This window comes from Aerosakkonema funiforme FACHB-1375, assembly GCF_014696265.1.
In the GTDB taxonomy this organism is placed as follows: domain Bacteria; phylum Cyanobacteriota; class Cyanobacteriia; order Cyanobacteriales; family Aerosakkonemataceae; genus Aerosakkonema; species Aerosakkonema funiforme_A.
The window spans coordinates 1-17,735 of record NZ_JACJPW010000145.1 but is presented as its reverse complement, the minus strand read 5'-3'; the positions used below and the strand labels follow the sequence as shown (position 1 = coordinate 17,735).

The window sequence follows — 17,735 nt, the reverse complement described above, 5'->3', positions numbered from 1 at the left end:
GGGAAAGGTGAAAAAGGGGGAAAGGGAAAAATATGGTAAGACAAAGTAAGAAACTAAGGTAAAAAGCGGTCATAGTAAAGAAAAATTAGCTGGAAAGAATAATTTATCCTTTTCTTTTCCCCCTTTCCCCCTTTTCCCCTTTCCCCCTTTCCCCCTTTTCCCCCTTTCCCCCCTTTCCCCTTTCCTCCTTTACCCGGCTCCCGTCTGCTGTATAACGTGGGTAAGTTCATGGGCGGTTAAGTGGTCTTTCCCTGGAGATTTTCCTGACCCGTAATAGATATTACTGCCGTAAGTAAATGCGTGGGAATTTAACTGTTTATTCATCTGCACGGCATTGGAGTCAGTATGTACGCGCACATGGCTGAAATCGGCACCGAAACGCTGTTCCATAAAAGAGCGAACATCCTGGGGTAACGCACTTCCGCCGCTACCATCGAGATTCAGTTGACTCTCTTGAGCGCTACTAGCAGCAGACGCTGTACCTTCTGGTGCGGTTTGTGCAGAGCCGCTATCTGTAGCAGCGATCGGGGTAACAGCAGCAGCTAAAGGTTGATTTGACCCTGCATCTGAAGAGGGCGCAGACATATTCATAACTGCATCAGCTATGCGATCGGCTTCCTGTTCGTATTTATCATTTGGTGCGCCGATCGTAATCTTGGGTTGAATCGTTGCTCTAGGAGAAACTCGCGTCCGTCCCAATAGATTGCCTTGACTTTGTAACGAAAGTTGCCCTCGCAGCGATGCCTGTTTGGGTTGGAGTTTAGTAGCGAACTGGCGCATCTGAAATTTCTGGTTTGTAGAAGCCCTTGTGCTGGAAACCTCAGCTTTCCTATAAATGTGCTGCCTGATACTCATAGTCGGCTGTTCAGTGTTTGCAAGATGCTGCCTTTCATTCTGATCTATTTGATTTTTCTAGTTTTTCCTAAAGAGGCTACTTTGTAGATTAATTCAATATTCTACCAAGACTAAGCATATAATATAATAAGTTTTGTAATTTATTATAAAATTTTATTACAATAACAATATGATAGCGATTTAGTTAAAATAATTAATACGACTGCCTTTATTTCCAAAATTATAAATTTTCTAATGAAATTAGTAGGAATTTGAATGCTAGATTGTAAATTCCATTTTATATCAGGTTTGCCACGTTCTGGCTCTACCTTAATGGCCGCATTGTTGCGACAAAACCCTCGCTTCCATTCTGCTATATCATCCCCAGTCTCTCTCTTGATAGAGCAAATGCTCGAAGCAATGGGCGAAGATAGCGAACACTCCGTTTTTATTTCAACACAACAGAAACGTGCGATCGTTCAAGGCATTTTTACAGGCTATTATCAGCCCCAAGCAGATAAGGAGATCGTTTTCGATACCAATCGGCGTTGGTGCAGCAAATTGCCTATTATCAAAGATTTATTTCCCTATGCCAAGGTAATCTGTTGTGTTAGGAATATTGCTTGGATTGCGGATAGTATTGAGCGATTGCTTCGCCAGAACACCTTTGATATTTCTAGGCTATTGGGTAGCCCAGCAGAACGCCGTACAGTATATAGTAGAACCGAGGCATTAATGCAGGGCGATCGCTTAATAGGCTTTTCTTATAATGCTTTAAAAGAAGCTTTTTATAGCGAAAATAGCGAAATGTTACTCCTAGTCGATTATGAAATGTTAACTCAAAATCCCGATCGAGTAATGAAAGTAATTTATGAATTTTTGGGAGAAGATTTTTTTGAGCATGACTTTGACAATGTAGAATATGATGAACCAGAATTTGACAATAAATTGAACACTCCGGGATTGCATAAAGTACGGTCTAAAGTCGAGTATAAACCTCGAACTACTATTTTACCACCTGACTTATTTGACCAGTTCAGTAATATGTCATTTTGGACAGAACCTAGTCAGAGCAATGCAAACATAATTATTAATCAATTTAAAGAAACAAATTTGCTCAAATTTCTAAGCCACATTCCGCACCACCCCAACTCTTAAGAAACACATTACCTGGGGCCAGAAACAGGAATAAGTTCCAAACCAAAAGCCTGAGCTTTTTTTCTTCAAGTTTTAAGGTAGCAATCGACAACATAAAAATCGGGATGACAGGATTTGAACCTGCGACCCCCTCGTCCCGAACGAGGTGCGCTACCAAGCTGCGCTACATCCCGGCAAACATCAGTTTTTCTATAGTATCACATTTTAGAGTGAATACGCACAAGGCTGAAGAAACCGGGTTTCTCTTCCCAGGCATCTAGACGTAAAGTAAAGTTGGTGGCTAGAAACCCGGTTTCTGATTTCCGCAATCCAAAATCCTCTCTTGCGAAGGTGGGCATCGTGACGGTCACCGCCAAGACGCCCACTTCGCGCAAAATCCAAAATCCCAAATGGAATGGCTGCTATCATAGAGGCTTGTAGATTTATCGAACTTCAGCAGTTAGAGGCAGGCGTGGTAGTAAAACCAGAGTGGTTGCGGGTAAAAGCGCCTCAATGGGAGCGCGTAGGCACCGTTAAGGAAATTTTACGGGATTTATCCCTCAATACGGTTTGTGAAGAAGCTTCTTGTCCGAATATCGGCGAATGTTTCCACAATGGCACCGCTACATTCTTAATTATGGGGCCTGCCTGCACGCGAGCTTGTCCTTATTGCGATATCGATTTTGAGAAGAAGCCGAAAGCACTAGACCCCAAAGAACCGGAAAACTTAGCGGAAGCAGTCCGGCGACTAAAATTAAATCACGTTGTCATCACTTCGGTAAACCGGGATGATTTACCCGATGGCGGTGCATCGCAATTCGTTCGCTGCATTGAAATGATTCGCACTACCTCTCCGGGTACGACAATTGAAGTCTTAATTCCCGACTTATGCGGTAATTGGGAAGCACTCGCAACAATTCTGCAAGCTTCGCCAGAAGTTCTCAATCACAATACGGAAACTGTACCGCGCTTGTATCGACGGGTGCGTCCGCAAGGAGATTATCAGCGGACAATGGAGTTGATGAAGCGATCGCGCCAGTTAGCTCCTTGGGTTTACACTAAATCTGGCATCATGGTAGGACTGGGAGAAACTGACGTCGAAGTTCGCCAAGTCATGCAAGATTTGCGTAACGTCGATTGCGATATCCTCACCATAGGGCAATATCTCCAACCGAGTCAAAAACATCTGAAAGTAGATAATTTCGTCCCGCCAGAACAGTTCGCCGCATGGCAAGAATTTGGCCAATCGCTCGGATTTTTACAAGTTGTGGCTTCTCCCTTGACAAGAAGCTCATATCATGCTGAGCAAGTCAGAGTGTTGATGGAACGCTATCCCCGCAGTCGATTTTAGATGTTAGATTGGCACTGGGAAGCTATCGGAAAAGTCGGTTTTGAAGATTTTTACCGCAGATGGAAGCAGATAAACGCAGATAAACGCAGATGAATAGCAGCTGCAAATGATCTTTCGGTGTTGTTCTCAGAGGCTTTTCTTGGCTGATGCGAATGGAAACTAACCAAGAAACGGATAATCCAAAATCGATCGCTATTCTAGGATCTGGTGCTTGGGGTACAACTTTGGCGATGTTGGCAGAAGCAAACGGTCATAACGTCCGTTTGTGGTCTCGTCAAAATTCTCAAAGCTTGCAGGATGCGATCGCATCTGCCGATATTGTACTATCGGCAGTCTCGATGAAGGGTGTCCGACCGATCGTACAGCAACTCAGCAGCTTAGTTATTTCCCCACAAACAATTTTTGTCACCGCCACTAAAGGTCTAGATTCCTCTACTACCTGCACCCCTTCCCAGATTTGGCAAGCCGCATTTCCATCTCATCCAGTTGTCATTCTAGCAGGGCCAAACTTATCTAAAGAAATTCAAGCGGAATTGCCAGCAGCGACAGTTGTCGCCAGCAAACAAGCGGACGCAGCCGTGGTAGTGCAGGCGGTGTTTAACTCCAGTCGATTTCGCGTTTACACAAATAACGATCCGTTGGGTGTAGAGTTAGGTGGTACACTAAAAAATGTGATGGCGATCGCCGCCGGTGCGTGCGATGGTTTGCAACTGGGAACAAATGCCAAAGCAGCACTTTTGACCCGTGGGTTAGCTGAAATCATCCGGATCGGCGATTCTTGGGGTGCTAATACCGACACATTTTATGGCTTATCAGGGTTAGGCGATTTACTCGCCACTTGCAACAGCGCCCTCAGTCGCAACTACCAAGTTGGATACAAACTCGCCCAAGGCGAAAAACTCCCAGCAATTTTAGCTTCCTTGGAGGGAACTGCCGAGGGTGTAAATACAACCGAAGTGCTGGTACAGCTGGCCGAGCAGCAGGGTATTTACGTACCCATTTCTTATCAGGTGTATCGCTTGCTCAAGGGAGAAGTCACTCCTCAAGCCGCTGTGGAAGCACTGATGCTGCGAGATGTCAAGCCGGAGAACAATCCAGCGAATAACTAAATATCACAGCAGTTATAGCAACAAGAGTTAGGGAAGATTCGTCAGCACACTCAAACGGTGATCGGGAAAACATCTATCGAGTGATGTAGATTAACTTACCCTCTGACAGAGGTCACCCTTGACTACCCGATCTTTTCCTTATACTAGCTGACGAATAGAAGAAGTCAATCATCTTCTTTCCCGATCGCGAAGCTGCTTAATGCCAGCATATCAATGGATTGGAGTCAATGTCGATACCCGGTAGACTTCGAGCCAACTAAAACGATCGCTAGTGTCTAACAGAAGAGTGCATCACCGGTAATTGAGCCGATTAGGCAAAACCAAGCTGTGTTTCTAGTCTTGGAAAACGCCAAAACTAGCAACAAATAGCCTGTTCGAGAAAGCCCCTTTGTCACCTGGAGCAGTTGAGGCAATTAAATATGCCAGCAACCTTTGATTTAACCGATGCCACCTACGACAGTCAACTAGATGCCTCTAGCTTTGAGCTAGAAGACAGCGCTGAGCCAATGGCCAGCGATCTGGTCGATCTGGATGAGGAGGTAGACGCTACCAGCACTCAGCAAGGTACCAGCCGTCGCACTACCGATCTGGTTCGTTTGTATCTTCAAGATATTGGTCGGGTGCGTTTGCTAGGGCGAGATGAGGAAGTTTCAGAAGCACAAGAAGTCCAGCGCTATATGCGATTGCTGGAATTACGGGATAAAGCCGCCCAGCAGGAAGATGGGACGATCGGGCAGTATGTTCGATTGATCGATATCCACGATCGTCTGGCTGCTAACTTGGGGCACCGTCCATCTTGGGAACGGTGGGCTGCCTCTGCCAGCGTTACGGTTGCGGAACTCAAGCAAACTATGGCAGCGGGGAAACGGCGCTGGGCAGAGCTGGCTGCTTTAAAAATTGAAGAGTTAGAACAGATCCAAGCAGAAGGCGTCCGGGCAAAAGAACACATGATCAAAGCCAACCTGCGCTTGGTGGTGTCGGTTGCCAAAAAATATCAAAATCGCGGTCTGGAATTATTGGATTTAATCCAAGAAGGAACAATGGGTCTGGAGCGAGCTGTGGAGAAGTTCGATCCTACAAAGGGATACCGCTTTAGTACTTACGCCTACTGGTGGATTCGCCAAGGGATTACGCGGGCGATCGCCACTCAAAGCCGCACGATTCGCTTACCGGTTCACATCACCGAAAAACTCAACAAAATCAAGAAAGCTCAACGGAAAATTTCCCAAGAAAAAGGCCGCACGGCAACTCTGGAAGACCTTGCCAAGGAATTGGAGATGACGCCGATGCAAGTGCGGGAAGTGTTATTCCGCGTGCCTCGTTCTGTTTCTTTGGAAACCAAAGTGGGCAAGGAAAAAGACACCGAACTGGGCGATTTGTTGGAAACCGAGGATGTGTCTCCGGAAGAAACTTTGATGCGGGAAGCTCTCTACCGGGACTTGCACCACCTGTTAGCCGATTTAACCAGCCGGGAACGGGATGTCATCCTCATGCGGTTTGGTTTGGAAGACGGTCATCCTTACTCTTTGGCCGAAATTGGTCGGGCGTTAGATCTCTCTCGCGAACGAGTTCGCCAAATTGAAGCGAAAGCTTTGCAAAAGCTGCGCCAACCCAAGCGTCGCAACCGGGTACGGGATTATCTGGAGTCTTTTAGTTAATTAGAAGGTTAGCTGGATAACTCTGTAGGGTGAGTCAGAGGGCAGAATTTTGGCGCTCGTCATTAATTCCGCTGTGACTTACCCTACTTAATCTCAAAGGGACTGGGGGAACAATTCTCCCAGTCCTCTCTATTTTGGCGATCGCTTCCTTTTTGATAATAATTATGATTAATCAAACAATTTATTCAACTTTTTTGAATAATTACAGCATTTAATTTATTTAAAAATTTTCTCAATAAACGCGATCGCTTTCAATTCTTTTAGCTATAAATTCTCAATAATTTTTACTTCTTGAAAATTAGTTCGTATATTGTGTATCCTTACCTCATATAGAAGGCTTTTTTTGAAAAAATCTCAATTATGACTAACTACACACCGAACTCGTTTAAAGCCGAACTGAATGAAAAGGGCTGGCGTTTAACTCCTCAGAGGGAGACTATTTTACAGGTTTTTCAACAACTTCCCAATGGCAATCATCTCAGTGCGGAAGACCTGCACCATTTGCTACAAAGTAAAGGCGAACAGATCAGCCTGTCTACTATTTATCGAACTCTTAAACTAATGGTGAGAATGGGTATCCTGCGAGAACTAGAACTGGCAGAGGGACATAAACATTACGAACTGAATCAACCCTACCCCCATCACCACCATCATTTAGTATGTATTCAATGCAACAAGACGATCGAATTCAAAAACGATTCGATTCTGAAAATGGCCCTTAAGCAATGTGAAAAAGCGGGATTGCATCTGCTTGACTGTCAGCTGACTATCCATACTATTTGTCCGGAAGCTTTGCGTCAGGGGTGGCCCTCTCTACTCCCTAGCAGTTGGTCTTGTCTGAGAGCGTTTTCCTCAAGCACTTCTTCACCTTCTACCTAACCTGGGTCGTGGGACAGGCTAGTTGAATTCCTTAATTAAGATTGATTCTCAATAAATCTCCTTTCTTGCAAATCAATCATTAGTTGTGTATTATTTTCAATAGAGTACCTTTGTTGAGAAGGTGAATATGACTGTCTACACGGCATCCTCACTCAAAGCCGAACTAAATGACAGGGGCTGGCGTTTGACTCCCCAACGAGAGACCATACTGAACGTTTTTCAAGAGCTTCCTAAAGGCGAACATCTGAGTGCAGAAGATCTTTACAATCTGCTGGAGTCTCAAGGAGAAGCGATCAGTCTTTCCACCATCTATCGGAGTCTCAAGCTGATGTCTCGCATGGGTATACTGCGCGAACTGGAACTGGGCGAGGGACACAAACACTACGAACTCAATCAGCCCTTTCCCCATCACCACGATCATCTGATCTGTGTTCGCTGCAATAAAACCATTGAGTTCAAAAACGACTCAATTTTAAAAATAGGGATGAAGACAGCTGAAAAAGAAGGATATCACTTACTTGATTGCCAGCTGACCGTTCATGCCATTTGTCCTACCTGCCAAAGGGCCTTGCTACCCGTATAAAAATAGCTCCCAGATCATCTCTCTGAGAGCTGCGTAATTTAACCCAGGTACAATTCTTAGAAACCTACTTTGAGGATGTCTCTTTCATTGATGCCGTAGGCACGTTGGGCCGCTTTTACCGCCGATCTAGTCTGAGCGTTAAAGTTACCATCAATAGGGCCCTGGTAAAAGCCTTTTTCTTTGAGACGCTCTTGTAACTCGCTCACATCTAAATTACTCGTCGAGCTAGAAGTTTCCAATGCGGCTTGAGTTTTCTTATCCACGATTCCATCGGGCCTCAGACCCTTATCTCGCTGGAAGCGGATTACAGCAGCCTTGGTTACCGATCCAAAAGCCCCAGTGGAACGACTTTTGAAATAACCTAAATCTCGCAAACGATCCTGTAGGTCTTTGACCCCCTCTCCTTTATCGCCTTGGCGCAGGACAGGTGCGTTTATCGGTTGGCCAGTAGGTTGGCCAAAGGCAGATTCGTTGGTGAAAGGAGAATTATCGAAAGGTTGGTTTGATGTTTGCTTGTCGCCGTCAACTAACGTCGTCCAAGTACGCTTGCCGACGATGCCATCAACTTTTAGACCGCTATAGCGCTGGAACTGCTTAACAGAGGCATGAGTTTGGGAGTCAAAGTTGCCGTTGATTTCTCCGTCATAAACACCCGCATCTGACAAGAGTTGCTGTAGGTAGCTGACTTCCGAACCTTTAGCGCCTTTTTTCAACGTCCGGCGGCTGGAAACAGTTTCAACACTAGCGGGAGCGGCTTTTTCGGTTCCCGCGATTTTTTCTTGCAATCTTTGTTGTGTTTGCTCTTCCACTATACCATTCGGCCTCAGTCCCTCATTTTGCTGGAAACGAATGACAGCCGATTTGGTCAAGGGGCCAAAACTACCGGTCGGACGACGGTTGAAGTAACCGAGTTGTGTCAATTGCTCCTGGAGTTCCAGTACATCTGGGCCTTTAGAGCCTTGGCGCAGTTCGGCCATTGCCTGACCTGCGATTCCCAAGCCCACGCTAGCGATCGCAATACTGACCAAATTAATCCAGACTCTTCTGTAAACCTTTTTCCAGTTTACTTTGTGCTGGGAAACTTTTAGCAGCTTGGGGCTTCCAGTATCCTGACTTGCCTCTGCCGCATCATAGGAACTTGCGAGATGTATATAAACAAGGTTTTCCATAATTGCCCACCAACTCTTACTATCCTCTCTTTTAGGAGGGGTTGTACATTTTTGATTTTAGTTGCTAGATATTCCTTCTTCAGGACACCCCAACTCTTATAAAAGATTTTAGTTGAGGATTAATGCACTAATAAACTCAGCGTTACGGAAACACTGGGGTTCTCAGTAAGTCACGGTGACTTTTGGTGTTGATAGCTCCAGTAATAATATTTTTTTAGGTCATGCTAAATTAATGCTGTACCATCATTGTAATTATTCCACAAAACCCTGCCAGTTGCTCAGACCACCAAAGCGATCGCTTTGGGTAGCGACTGCGCGGCAAAATCGTATTCAACAAAAATGTTACCCAACAAACATTTCCCCACGCATAACCGCAGTCGAAATTTTCTTGCCGTCAAATATCTGTTCGTACCCCCCCTATCAATTTTCGCAAGTTGTGCATTAAATCAGGACGTTTGTCTGGGAATCAATGGGAGCGAAGCTGCCTGATTGCTTGCTATCGCTGGATTACAAATGTTCTCAATGAACTGTAGTAGCTGGCGATCTGTCTGTTACAGAAAACCAAGTCCATTGCTTCTGGACTTTACGAGACGATGGGGCTGATAAGTAGCCTCAACAATAAAAGCGACTACTAGACGATCGACATTTTTCCATGCAGAAAAATGTTATACCAAGATGTGTTCGTTGTTAACGGTTGATTATTCATTCTTGTACCCCGAAAACAACGCATAACATCAAAGGTACTGGTTTGGGAAAAAATTCCGGTAGCCGCCTTATTTAATTTAAATTAGGCCGAGGCGATCGCACACTAAAGCAACGATAACAGCAAAGCAAGTAATTTGGAGAGCGAGCAGAGGATTTTGTCCCTGACTGACAGCAAATGTTGTCACGATGCCTGCACCTAATCCAGCCGTAATAGCGGCTTGAATAAGATATTTATGTGAGTTTTTGTCGTACATAATTTTTGAAGAAAGGGGTGAGGTTTTAAGTTTGGCGATTTATAGATTCATAGTTGTATAACCTACCACCCCGCTCCTAAATACTGAAGCGATTCTCCAAATATTGCAATTAAAATTTAAAATTCGCTACGAGTTTTAGAATTTTCATCGACCTCTAAAAAGCTATACCTATTCAACTTTCTCGACATTTCCCGCTTTTACCCAACCTTCGGTATTTCCATCTTCCAAACGGATCTTCACCCACTTTTTGTCTTCGCTTTCACTCAAGACAACGATACTTTCGTTATAACCTACACCACCAATGCGTTCGGATTCTGTATTTGGGCCATTGCGAATACTGAGACCCTTAGACCAAGTGACGCGGGCTCTGTAGGCTCCAGGTTCGAGCGGTTTTGGCGAAGGAGTTTCGCTGGGCGTTGGCGTAGGACTCGGTTCTTCCGCAGTGGGAGTCTGTGCAACTAGAGTTTTAGTTGGGGTTGGCGTAACAGCGGCGGACTTGGTAAGTGAAGGTCTTGGCGGGTTTTGAGCTGCTGTTGCTTGGGCTTTGACGATCGGTTTGTCGTTGGGAAAAATGGGTTTGGGAGGAGGTGCAGTTAGCTTGGTGACAAAGTAGAGTGCTGCTGCTACGCCTGCGCCGATCATTAAGCCGATCGCGATGATGAAACCGAGCAAAAATTTGACAATGCCTGAAAAACTCATGCCTACTCCGCAGTCCGACCGTGATTATACCATATCTCTCTTTATTTCCGAAAAAACTAAGAGACATCTTTATATTCTCTATCACAAAATGTGCAATTAGGCTATCGGAATTGGCTCTGAATTCTATTGCTGAGGCTACTGTGCTTAGAGGCTAAGCGAGCTTTGCCAGCGGCAGCCCATTCCTGTAAAAACTGGATTTGCTCTTGTGCGGTTCGCGCCAAAGGTACAATCTGGCTGGCGGCTTCCAAAATATCATCTATGGTGAAATCCCGGTTTTGGCTAAAACCGATGTGCATAGCTTCAATCAAAGATTGCTCAATTTCTGCGCCAGAAAAATCCGGCGTTTCGTAGGCAAGTCGATCGAGGTCGTAATTTTGCAGGTTGTGGGGACGCAACCGAGATAAATGCACCGCAAAAATGGCTTTGCGTTCTTCCTGGGTAGGCAAACCGACGAAAAAGATTTCATCAAATCTGCCTTTGCGAAGCATTTCCGCAGGTAAAGTTTGGATGTTATTAGCTGTAGCGACGACAAACACAGGCGAAATCTTTTCGGCTAACCAAGTGATAAAAGTACCGAATACGCGGTTGCTGGTGCCGGCATCGCCTTTGCCATCCAGTCCGGAAAAAGCTTTGTCTATTTCATCGATCCACAACACGCAGGGAGATAAAGCTTCTGCCAATTGAATCATTTGCCTGGTGCGAGATTCGGATTCGCCTACCAAACCAGCAAACAAACGCCCCACGTCCAGGCGGAGTAGGGGTAGGTGCCAGTGGTGGGCGATCGCTTTTGCCATCAGAGATTTGCCAGTTCCCTGAATTCCCACTAACAGCAAACCTCTGGGGTGGGGCAAACCGTATTGCCTAGCGCGTTCCGAAAATGCACCGCCTCGCCGCAGCAACCAATCTTTTAAGTTATCCAAACCGCCAATGTCGGATATATTTTCCGTGGCGGGATAAAATTCTAATATTTGGGTTTGGCGAATAGTTTGGCGTTTTTCTTCCAAAACCAGTTCCACATCTTCGGGAAGCAATTCGCCGTGAGTAGCGATCGCCCTTGCCAAGACGCGGCGAATTCTCTCCATCGAAAGACCTTGGCAGGAACGAACGATTTCATCTAATATCTTGCCTTCCAGAGATTTCCCGGTAGCTGCTAACAAGCGTTCTACTTCTGCTTTAATTTCAGGTGCAGCCGGCAGATGGAACTCCAACACCGTGAGAACTTCGCTCAGTTCCTCTGGAATAGCGATTCTGGGCGACAGTATGACTATATTTTTGGGTTGAGATTTGAGCAACCGCGCTAAATTCTTGAGTTTGCGGGAGATAGCGACATCTTCCAAGAAACGGTGGAAGTCGCGCAGAATGAAAATAGCTGGTGCAGAGGCTGCTATTTTTTCTACTAATTCCAGCGCTTGCAAGGGATTGCGACGCCCAAAACCTGCATCGTTGGGATTCCCCTGGTAGCCATCCACAAAATCCCACACATAAATACCGCGATTGCCTTGTTTTTTTGCAATTTCTGCGATCGCTGCTTCCACTCGTTCTTCTTCACAAGTGGGAATGTAAATTAAAGGGTAGCGGGCTCGTAGCAGCAGTTCAAACTCTTCACGGAAAACCATAGCTATTTTGGATTTTAGATTTTAGATTTTGGATTAAAAGATGAACAGGTCAACCGCTCCACCCACTCTTGGGATGGGGCTTGTAACTAACCAGAGAAACTGGCTGAAACATCCGGGTTATTGACCGAACCCTGCTCCTCTGTCCCTTCGGTAGAGGAGAGAAGATAATCGTCACGAATATTTCTAGCAGCATTTAAATCGGCATGAGTTTTATGTCCACAATTTTTACAGTGGAACTTAGACTTATGCCGAAAAGTTTTTTTGATATGCTTGCAAATATTGCATTTTTGAGAAGTGTAACTAGGATCGATGTGAACCACTTTCTTACCCAGTGCAATAGATTTGTAAGTCAAAAATTGCTCTTGCTGATAGAACGGCCAACTACTCAACCATTTATTAACTTTCTTGCCTCGGCTTTGAGTCCGAATGCTAGATAAGTCTTCTAACACAAAGACCGTTACATCCGGTTGGTTAGCCAGCTTTTTACTTACACAATGATTCGTATTCCGCATGAACCGCTTCTCGCGACCAGACATCGCTTTTAATTGACGTTTGGCGCTACGAGTGCCTTTTTGCTGGAGTCTCCGACGATTGTATAAGTAACGCCTTTGGACTTCTCTGATTTTATCAGAACTGAAAAATTGACCGTCAGAAGTAACGGCTTGATGATATAAGCCTCGGTCAATCCCTTGAGTTTTTCCGTCAGTTGCCACTGGGTCTACGGTTTCAAATACTAAACGCACCCAGAATTGCTTGGTGTGTTTAGTATAGGTAACAGTTGCACCACAGAAATCCCAAGCTTCAAACACTTCTCGAAAATATGGCGGGACATCAAGAATTAAGCTGACTCGCTTACCAATGCAGCTAAGAGTTAATTGCTTGCCTCTTAGTGTTATAGTTCGTTTGTCATATCTCAATCCTGACGTGGGCTTCTTTCTGGGAGTGCGTTTAAATTTGGTAGCTTTAATAGCTTCTAATGCGTTGTCCCTGACGGTTTGCACCAAAGCAGAAGGCACGCAGGGAAATTGTCCTCTAAGTGAGCGATATAGATCCTTGTGTGCCTTGTTTTTGTTATAGGTTCTGTTAGCTAATGACCAGTCAATATGAGTATTAAATATTTCTGCACACTGATTCATTAGGGGCAGAAATCTATCACTTGGCAAGTTAACTGGAATGCTAATAGTTATTTTCATAGTCCTGAGCGCATTCTGATGATAATATAGGAGCTGTATATATTGTCAACATAACATATAGCAAACGTTGCTTGAACTATTACATCATCTTCTGCCCAAAGTACCGCTATCAGGTATTACTTAAAGTCTTGCCCAGAAACAACGCTAATGGTTAAAAGAGGGGGCGTCGAACCCCCTCTTTTAACCGTGCTTTCATCCCCACCCACAAGGGGATGGGGTTTTACGCACGTTCAATAAAATCGATGGTTTTTCATTCTGACCGATCGCCTGCAATCTAAAATCCTCTCATCTAAAATCTAAAATTCTTAGGAGAGTTGTTTTTTCAGTGCTTCCAGAGTTGCCCAGCGTCGATCGGTCAGGGGTGGTGGCTGACCTTCCTCAGATTTTATAGTAATTCCGGGACACTGGGAATCGCAAAGTTGCCTTTGGGGAATTGCCAGACACATCTGTTGATAAAGCCAGTCGCTGGGATGAAAGTAGCCGTTCGGGGGTAATGTTTCCACCAAATCTTCCAGCAACACTTCTCTTTCGGAGGGTATATCCTCAGATTCATCAGCGGCTTCATCTAACCAAATCAGTTCGGAAGTTTTCAGCACCAGACGATGATTGTATTGTTGCAAACATCGGTGGCAAGTTAAAGTAATTATTGCTTCTGCCTGGACAGATACCTCTAAATAGTTCCCTTGATGGGTAACGATCGCACGTCCCCGCACAGGGGTCAAGGTTTCCAAAGCAGGAAGAAATTCTTCGAGTTGAATTTCCTCTTTCTTTTCCGGCGCTTTGAGCAGATGGGGAATGTAAATAGGTTCCATATTGTGAGTCATCCTTATTTGATTTCAAATTTCAGATTTCAAATTTCAAATTTCAAATTTCCCATTTGAAATCTAAAATTTGAAATCTAAAATCCAAAACGACTCAGCGAAGCCGCACAACAAGACGGCGGTCTGGTTCTTTGCCCCGACTGTAGCTTTCTAAATCGCTAAATTCCTTTAAAAAGGTATGGATTTGACGCCGTTCTGCCGAAGAAAGAGATTTCATTTCAAACTCTTGACCGTTAGATCGCACTTGCTGAACCGCGTACTCTGCCAAAGCGCGTAGTTCTGCTTGTCTGCGGACGCGGTAACCATTTAATTCGATCGTGTAAGCTGCTTGTTCTTCGTGAGCTTGACCCAGGTTGAGGGTAGCATTGGCTAGATACTGAATTGCGTCTAGGGTTGCTCCTTCCGCACCAATCAAAATTTGGATTTGCGCTGGCGTCAGATTGGTTTCGTCAATTGTCAACCAGTAGCTATCAGATTCTGGCTCTTCCTCATTATCTACTAGCTTTTCTTGCTTTTCCGGCTTAACTTTGGCAGGAATTTTCATCAACCGCAGCAGTTCTTCCAGCCACTTTTGACCCCGCTGCATTCGACTATCAGTCATGAACATTACCCTGAAGCTTTTTTCTTAGAACGACCGGGTTCAAAGGGAAGTGCCTCTCGTCCTTTGGCATTTGCTTCTTTTTCCTGCTCCTCCACTAATTTTTGGAGGTTTTCCGGTAGGGGTTCCCGTGACAGAATAAAGGTCTGAGCTGTCTGGAAAATATTCGCTATCACCATATACATCAGTACCCCGGCAGGCAGTGGGAAGAACAAAAACATACCCGAAAAAATAATGGGGGTAATTTTGTTCACTGTATCCTGCTGTGGGTTGGAGGTGGAACCCTGCTGCCCTGAAAGTAATTGGTTTAGATATAAGCTAAGACCGAAGAACAGCACCATACCCACAATATCCCAGTGGATAACTCCATTCTGATCGACGGCACCAACGCGACCGAGGGCGTCGATGAAAAGAAAGCCTTTATCCGTTGCCAGCCCTGGAATTGTGCCCTGAATGGTTGCCTCCCCAGGCTCTAAGGCTTGTATGTTGCCGTTTTCATCAATTCGTATCCGCTCCTCTCCTTTGATAATTTTCCAGCGAGGAGTCATATGCGTTTCGGGAAACTCGGCATCGAGGCGAGCGAGCGGTTTTCCTTCGACCGTTTGAAATTCTACCTTGGCTGTTTCACCGACAACTAAGCGGTTGCCTGTGGGCAGCAGCGCTGCAATAGAATAGTGAGCGCCATCGGCAACGTAGATATTTTGGGGTGCGGTGGCAAAGGCTTGGGGTTGAATCTGCTCAATTTGCTCTTTGGGAAAAATTTGCAGGTTGACGGTGTAATTTACATCAGAAAATGGAGAGCCGCGCAAGGTGGCAAACAATGCAAATAGTACCGGCATCTGAACCAGAATAGGGAAACATCCTGCTAAAGGGTTGCCGAATTCTTTGTAGAGTTTGCCCATTTCCTCCTGCTGCTTGGCAGGTTCGTCTTTGTAGCGCTCCTGAATTTCCTTTACCCGCTTTTGCATGACCGGCTGAGTTACCCGCGTGCGTCGCATACTGCGGATGGAGTTAGCGCTCAAGGGATAGAGCGCAAAGCGAACCACCAGTGTCAGCGCCACGATGGCCAGCCCATAGCTGGGGACGATCCCGTAAAAGAAATCCAGGATCGGCAGCATTACGTTGTTGGATAGAAAACTGATTCCAAAATCCATGCGTGTGAAGTCAACCTACAAGCGCTGTATTGTCGTATTGTCTAGATCTAATTTAGCTAAGTGGCAGGAATCTGGGGCAGGTGTGGCCGCACGCGAGATGAAAGGGGAGATGATTTCCCCATCCCAAAGAAAGCGATCGCAAAATGCTACTAGCTCTGACCCGTTTCCGGCTGCTTTGTTAGGAACTGGTAGCTTTTGTTGTTTTGGCAGATTTAGTCGCCGTTTTTTCAGAGATATAGTCATAAATTTCGCGAAACTTCGGGATAGCCCGCAATTCGAGGCGGCTGCCATCTTTGAGCGTCACCACCATATCGCCCCAAAGGCCGATACCACGGGGAACCTTCTTCACATCAACTATTTCTGTGTAGATGATGTCGCTGCGATCGCGTCCCATCCAACCGCCTGTCACCGATATGCGACGATTGGTGATCCGGTAGCGCAGCCACAGAGCTCTGACGATCGCCCCTACTGTTAACGGTAAGCCAATCACCGTCAGGCCGATCAGGATGTTAATAATCAGATCCCCTATATGGGGGCCACCTTCGTAATAAACGTCCTCACGAATGCCCATTTAGTACCTCAGCTTCTGCCAACAACTGCTCTAATTCTTGCAGAAATTGTTGATATTCGCACCGTTGTGCTTCCGGTTTGACGACAACCACAAGACACCAGCCTTTTTTCAGGCGGGGAAGTAGGTGGCGAAAAGCAGCCCTGAGAAGCCGCTTAATCCGATTGCGGATAACTGCCCGCTTGCTGACTTTTTGGCTGACAGAAATGCCGATGCGAGACGGAACTTCCGACTCTTTTGCTGGATAATGCTTGTCTCGATCGGAATCTGCTGACTTTCTCAAGGCTCTCAAGGTCAAGTTGGCACTGCTGCGACGAATCCCCTTGCGGAATACGGCACTGAAATCGTCTCGGTGCTTAAGTCGATTTGCTTTAGGCAAAGCCACAGGCGTTGGGCGTTCCACCCCCTCACTGAAAATGGCACTTAACCGCTGACACTGAGACGGTAACGACCCTTTTTGCGACGGGCTTTAATCACTGCCTGACCGTTTTTGGTACGCATCCGGGCACGAAAACCGGAAGTTCTTCTTCTTTTGCGACTGGTACCGTGTAGCGTGCGTTTGGTCATTGTTCTTCCTCCGATCGGGCGAGTTTACTGGATAAAAAAGCCGCAATCTATAATCTTATCAGTTAAGTTGCTAGCTAATCAATACTCAATATCCAAGTGCCGATATAACGCAGTAAAGGCACATCGCCAGGGGAGAGAATTTGACAGTTGAAGTAGAACATTCCGCCAAAATTTGGATTTTTCACATTAGATAAAACTAATTCCACCTGGTATCCCGCTGGCACTGGCTCTACCGGGTAAATTTGAATTACGCGGTTTTCTTTATCCCAGACTACCTCTTGTAGGGGCACGGATTTACCCCTAACCCTCACCTCAACCTTTTTGGGATCGAACTGACCCCGGTAATAATTCGGATAAGAAATCGAAAATTGTGCCACCGCCAAGTTCATTTTTTTGGCGGGAATCCTCAAACGATAACGATCCCAAGCATTAGCATTGCCGCCGAAATCCAACCTGAAGGGCAATTGGTTTTCGCGAGGAGGGCCACCAAACAAGGTGAATCCGGGTAAGGCATCGGCCCAGGTAATGGTGGGAACCCCGGTAAGCACCGCAGTAACAGCTAAGGCAGTAAGCAAACGTCGCATGGAAGACATAGGCTGAGGATTGAAAGCACTAATTAGTCATTAGTCATCAGTCATTAGCCATTTGTCAACCGCGAAGCTAATCACTTTGAAGGAATGACTAATGACCGATAACGCGATTAGCCTTATCCTAATCCGTTCTGGAAAACTTACTCAAACTTACTCACAGACCTCGAAAGCCTGATTGATAGAGAGTTTGACGTTTCCTTCCTGCTTCATCGAATCCTTGATGGCAGTGCCATTAAGTTGGTGTGACCCT

The 17,735-nt window shown here is 45.6% G+C and carries 19 protein-coding genes and 1 tRNA gene; 6 read left to right on the top strand and 14 right to left on the bottom strand.

The window, feature by feature from the left end; translation table 11 throughout:
- Nucleotides 1-189: 189 nt before the first annotated feature.
- Entirely contained in the window at nucleotides 190-855 is a 666-nt protein-coding gene (locus tag H6G03_RS33420; RefSeq protein ID WP_190474537.1) for an eCIS core domain-containing protein, read from the bottom strand.
- A 255-nt stretch (nucleotides 856-1,110) separates the two neighbouring features.
- Here H6G03_RS33420 and H6G03_RS33415 point away from each other — a divergent pair, with 255 nt between their 5' ends.
- Nucleotides 1,111-1,992, top strand: a complete 882-nt coding sequence (locus H6G03_RS33415) for a sulfotransferase family protein (protein ID WP_190474535.1) — start codon at nucleotides 1,111-1,113, stop codon at nucleotides 1,990-1,992.
- A gap of 99 nt (nucleotides 1,993-2,091) precedes the next feature.
- On the opposite strand, the gene H6G03_RS33410 is transcribed toward H6G03_RS33415, so the two are convergent.
- Nucleotides 2,092-2,165: transfer RNA gene (locus H6G03_RS33410), tRNA-Pro, on the bottom strand.
- A 278-nt stretch (nucleotides 2,166-2,443) separates the two neighbouring features.
- Here H6G03_RS33410 and lipA point away from each other — a divergent pair.
- The 5 genes from lipA to H6G03_RS33385 all read left to right on the top strand — a co-directional run bounded on the left by lipA (nucleotide 2,444) and on the right by H6G03_RS33385 (nucleotide 7,551).
- Complete coding sequence (lipA, locus tag H6G03_RS33405) at nucleotides 2,444-3,322, top strand: lipoyl synthase (protein WP_190474545.1); 879 nt, start codon at nucleotides 2,444-2,446, stop codon at nucleotides 3,320-3,322.
- Between the two features lie 152 nt (nucleotides 3,323-3,474).
- The gene (locus H6G03_RS33400; protein WP_190474533.1) at nucleotides 3,475-4,431 is read left to right on the top strand and encodes an NAD(P)H-dependent glycerol-3-phosphate dehydrogenase; all 957 of its coding nucleotides are present in this window, start codon (nucleotides 3,475-3,477) and stop codon (nucleotides 4,429-4,431) included.
- A gap of 419 nt (nucleotides 4,432-4,850) precedes the next feature.
- Entirely contained in the window at nucleotides 4,851-6,089 is a 1,239-nt protein-coding gene (gene sigC, locus H6G03_RS33395; RefSeq protein WP_190474532.1) for an RNA polymerase sigma factor SigC, read from the top strand.
- A 360-nt stretch (nucleotides 6,090-6,449) separates the two neighbouring features.
- On the top strand, nucleotides 6,450-6,968 hold the full coding sequence (locus tag H6G03_RS33390) for a transcriptional repressor (RefSeq protein WP_190474529.1): 519 nt from the start codon (nucleotides 6,450-6,452) through the stop codon (nucleotides 6,966-6,968).
- Nucleotides 6,969-7,095: 127 nt separating this feature from the next.
- Nucleotides 7,096-7,551 carry a transcriptional repressor gene (locus tag H6G03_RS33385; RefSeq protein WP_190474527.1) on the top strand — a complete coding sequence of 152 codons (456 nt, stop codon included), beginning with the start codon at nucleotides 7,096-7,098 and terminating at the stop codon, nucleotides 7,549-7,551.
- A 56-nt stretch (nucleotides 7,552-7,607) separates the two neighbouring features.
- Here the strand turns inward: H6G03_RS33385 and H6G03_RS33380 are convergent, their stop codons facing one another.
- The 12 genes from H6G03_RS33380 to H6G03_RS33325 form a co-directional block, all read right to left on the bottom strand.
- Entirely contained in the window at nucleotides 7,608-8,720 is a 1,113-nt protein-coding gene (locus tag H6G03_RS33380; protein WP_190474525.1) for a peptidoglycan-binding domain-containing protein, read from the bottom strand.
- Nucleotides 8,721-9,502: 782 nt separating this feature from the next.
- Nucleotides 9,503-9,679, bottom strand: coding sequence for a hypothetical protein (locus H6G03_RS33375; RefSeq protein ID WP_190474524.1), 177 nt, complete (start codon nucleotides 9,677-9,679; stop codon nucleotides 9,503-9,505).
- A gap of 168 nt (nucleotides 9,680-9,847) precedes the next feature.
- On the bottom strand, nucleotides 9,848-10,378 hold the full coding sequence (locus tag H6G03_RS33370) for an SH3 domain-containing protein (RefSeq protein ID WP_190474522.1): 531 nt from the start codon (nucleotides 10,376-10,378) through the stop codon (nucleotides 9,848-9,850).
- A 101-nt stretch (nucleotides 10,379-10,479) separates the two neighbouring features.
- Complete coding sequence (locus H6G03_RS33365; RefSeq protein ID WP_190474520.1) at nucleotides 10,480-11,994, bottom strand: AAA family ATPase; 1,515 nt, start codon at nucleotides 11,992-11,994, stop codon at nucleotides 10,480-10,482.
- A gap of 86 nt (nucleotides 11,995-12,080) precedes the next feature.
- The gene (locus H6G03_RS33360; protein WP_190474518.1) at nucleotides 12,081-13,187 is read right to left on the bottom strand and encodes an RNA-guided endonuclease InsQ/TnpB family protein; all 1,107 of its coding nucleotides are present in this window, start codon (nucleotides 13,185-13,187) and stop codon (nucleotides 12,081-12,083) included.
- A gap of 305 nt (nucleotides 13,188-13,492) precedes the next feature.
- Nucleotides 13,493-13,999, bottom strand: a complete 507-nt coding sequence (locus H6G03_RS33355) for a YceD family protein (protein WP_190474543.1) — start codon at nucleotides 13,997-13,999, stop codon at nucleotides 13,493-13,495.
- 103 nt (nucleotides 14,000-14,102) lie between these two features.
- Complete coding sequence (locus tag H6G03_RS33350) at nucleotides 14,103-14,609, bottom strand: Jag family protein (RefSeq protein ID WP_190474516.1); 507 nt, start codon at nucleotides 14,607-14,609, stop codon at nucleotides 14,103-14,105.
- A 5-nt stretch (nucleotides 14,610-14,614) separates the two neighbouring features.
- The gene (yidC, locus tag H6G03_RS33345) at nucleotides 14,615-15,760 is read right to left on the bottom strand and encodes a membrane protein insertase YidC (protein ID WP_190474514.1); all 1,146 of its coding nucleotides are present in this window, start codon (nucleotides 15,758-15,760) and stop codon (nucleotides 14,615-14,617) included.
- A gap of 178 nt (nucleotides 15,761-15,938) precedes the next feature.
- Complete coding sequence (locus H6G03_RS33340; protein ID WP_190474512.1) at nucleotides 15,939-16,331, bottom strand: PH domain-containing protein; 393 nt, start codon at nucleotides 16,329-16,331, stop codon at nucleotides 15,939-15,941.
- Entirely contained in the window at nucleotides 16,318-16,713 is a 396-nt protein-coding gene (rnpA, locus tag H6G03_RS33335; protein WP_190474541.1) for a ribonuclease P protein component, read from the bottom strand. Before rnpA ends, H6G03_RS33340 begins: the two co-directional genes overlap by 14 nt.
- Nucleotides 16,714-16,751: 38 nt before the next feature.
- Nucleotides 16,752-16,895 carry a 50S ribosomal protein L34 gene (rpmH, locus tag H6G03_RS33330; RefSeq protein WP_190474509.1) on the bottom strand — a complete coding sequence of 48 codons (144 nt, stop codon included), beginning with the start codon at nucleotides 16,893-16,895 and terminating at the stop codon, nucleotides 16,752-16,754.
- A 74-nt stretch (nucleotides 16,896-16,969) separates the two neighbouring features.
- Entirely contained in the window at nucleotides 16,970-17,479 is a 510-nt protein-coding gene (locus H6G03_RS33325; RefSeq protein WP_190474539.1) for a DUF2808 domain-containing protein, read from the bottom strand.
- Nucleotides 17,480-17,735: the final 256 nt, after the last annotated feature.

What these genes read in the sequence shown, in the direction of transcription:
- H6G03_RS33325 (WP_190474539.1), bottom strand. Translation starts at nt 17,479, where the DNA reads ATGCGACGTTTGCTTACTGCCTTAGCTGTTACTGCGGTGCTTACCGGG.
- rpmH (WP_190474509.1), bottom strand. Translation starts at nt 16,895, where the DNA reads ATGACCAAACGCACGCTACACGGTACCAGTCGCAAAAGAAGAAGAACT.
- H6G03_RS33385 (WP_190474527.1), top strand. Translation starts at nt 7,096, where the DNA reads ATGACTGTCTACACGGCATCCTCACTCAAAGCCGAACTAAATGACAGG.
- H6G03_RS33390 (WP_190474529.1), top strand. Translation starts at nt 6,450, where the DNA reads ATGACTAACTACACACCGAACTCGTTTAAAGCCGAACTGAATGAAAAG.
- H6G03_RS33365 (WP_190474520.1), bottom strand. Translation starts at nt 11,994, where the DNA reads ATGGTTTTCCGTGAAGAGTTTGAACTGCTGCTACGAGCCCGCTACCCT.
- H6G03_RS33350 (WP_190474516.1), bottom strand. Translation starts at nt 14,609, where the DNA reads ATGACTGATAGTCGAATGCAGCGGGGTCAAAAGTGGCTGGAAGAACTG.
- yidC (WP_190474514.1), bottom strand. Translation starts at nt 15,760, where the DNA reads ATGGATTTTGGAATCAGTTTTCTATCCAACAACGTAATGCTGCCGATC.
- H6G03_RS33340 (WP_190474512.1), bottom strand. Translation starts at nt 16,331, where the DNA reads ATGGGCATTCGTGAGGACGTTTATTACGAAGGTGGCCCCCATATAGGG.
- H6G03_RS33420 (WP_190474537.1), bottom strand. Translation starts at nt 855, where the DNA reads ATGAGTATCAGGCAGCACATTTATAGGAAAGCTGAGGTTTCCAGCACA.
- sigC (WP_190474532.1), top strand. Translation starts at nt 4,851, where the DNA reads ATGCCAGCAACCTTTGATTTAACCGATGCCACCTACGACAGTCAACTA.
- H6G03_RS33360 (WP_190474518.1), bottom strand. Translation starts at nt 13,187, where the DNA reads ATGAAAATAACTATTAGCATTCCAGTTAACTTGCCAAGTGATAGATTT.
- H6G03_RS33380 (WP_190474525.1), bottom strand. Translation starts at nt 8,720, where the DNA reads ATGGAAAACCTTGTTTATATACATCTCGCAAGTTCCTATGATGCGGCA.
- H6G03_RS33400 (WP_190474533.1), top strand. Translation starts at nt 3,475, where the DNA reads ATGGAAACTAACCAAGAAACGGATAATCCAAAATCGATCGCTATTCTA.
- H6G03_RS33415 (WP_190474535.1), top strand. Translation starts at nt 1,111, where the DNA reads ATGCTAGATTGTAAATTCCATTTTATATCAGGTTTGCCACGTTCTGGC.
- H6G03_RS33375 (WP_190474524.1), bottom strand. Translation starts at nt 9,679, where the DNA reads ATGTACGACAAAAACTCACATAAATATCTTATTCAAGCCGCTATTACG.
- H6G03_RS33370 (WP_190474522.1), bottom strand. Translation starts at nt 10,378, where the DNA reads ATGAGTTTTTCAGGCATTGTCAAATTTTTGCTCGGTTTCATCATCGCG.
- H6G03_RS33355 (WP_190474543.1), bottom strand. Translation starts at nt 13,999, where the DNA reads ATGGAACCTATTTACATTCCCCATCTGCTCAAAGCGCCGGAAAAGAAA.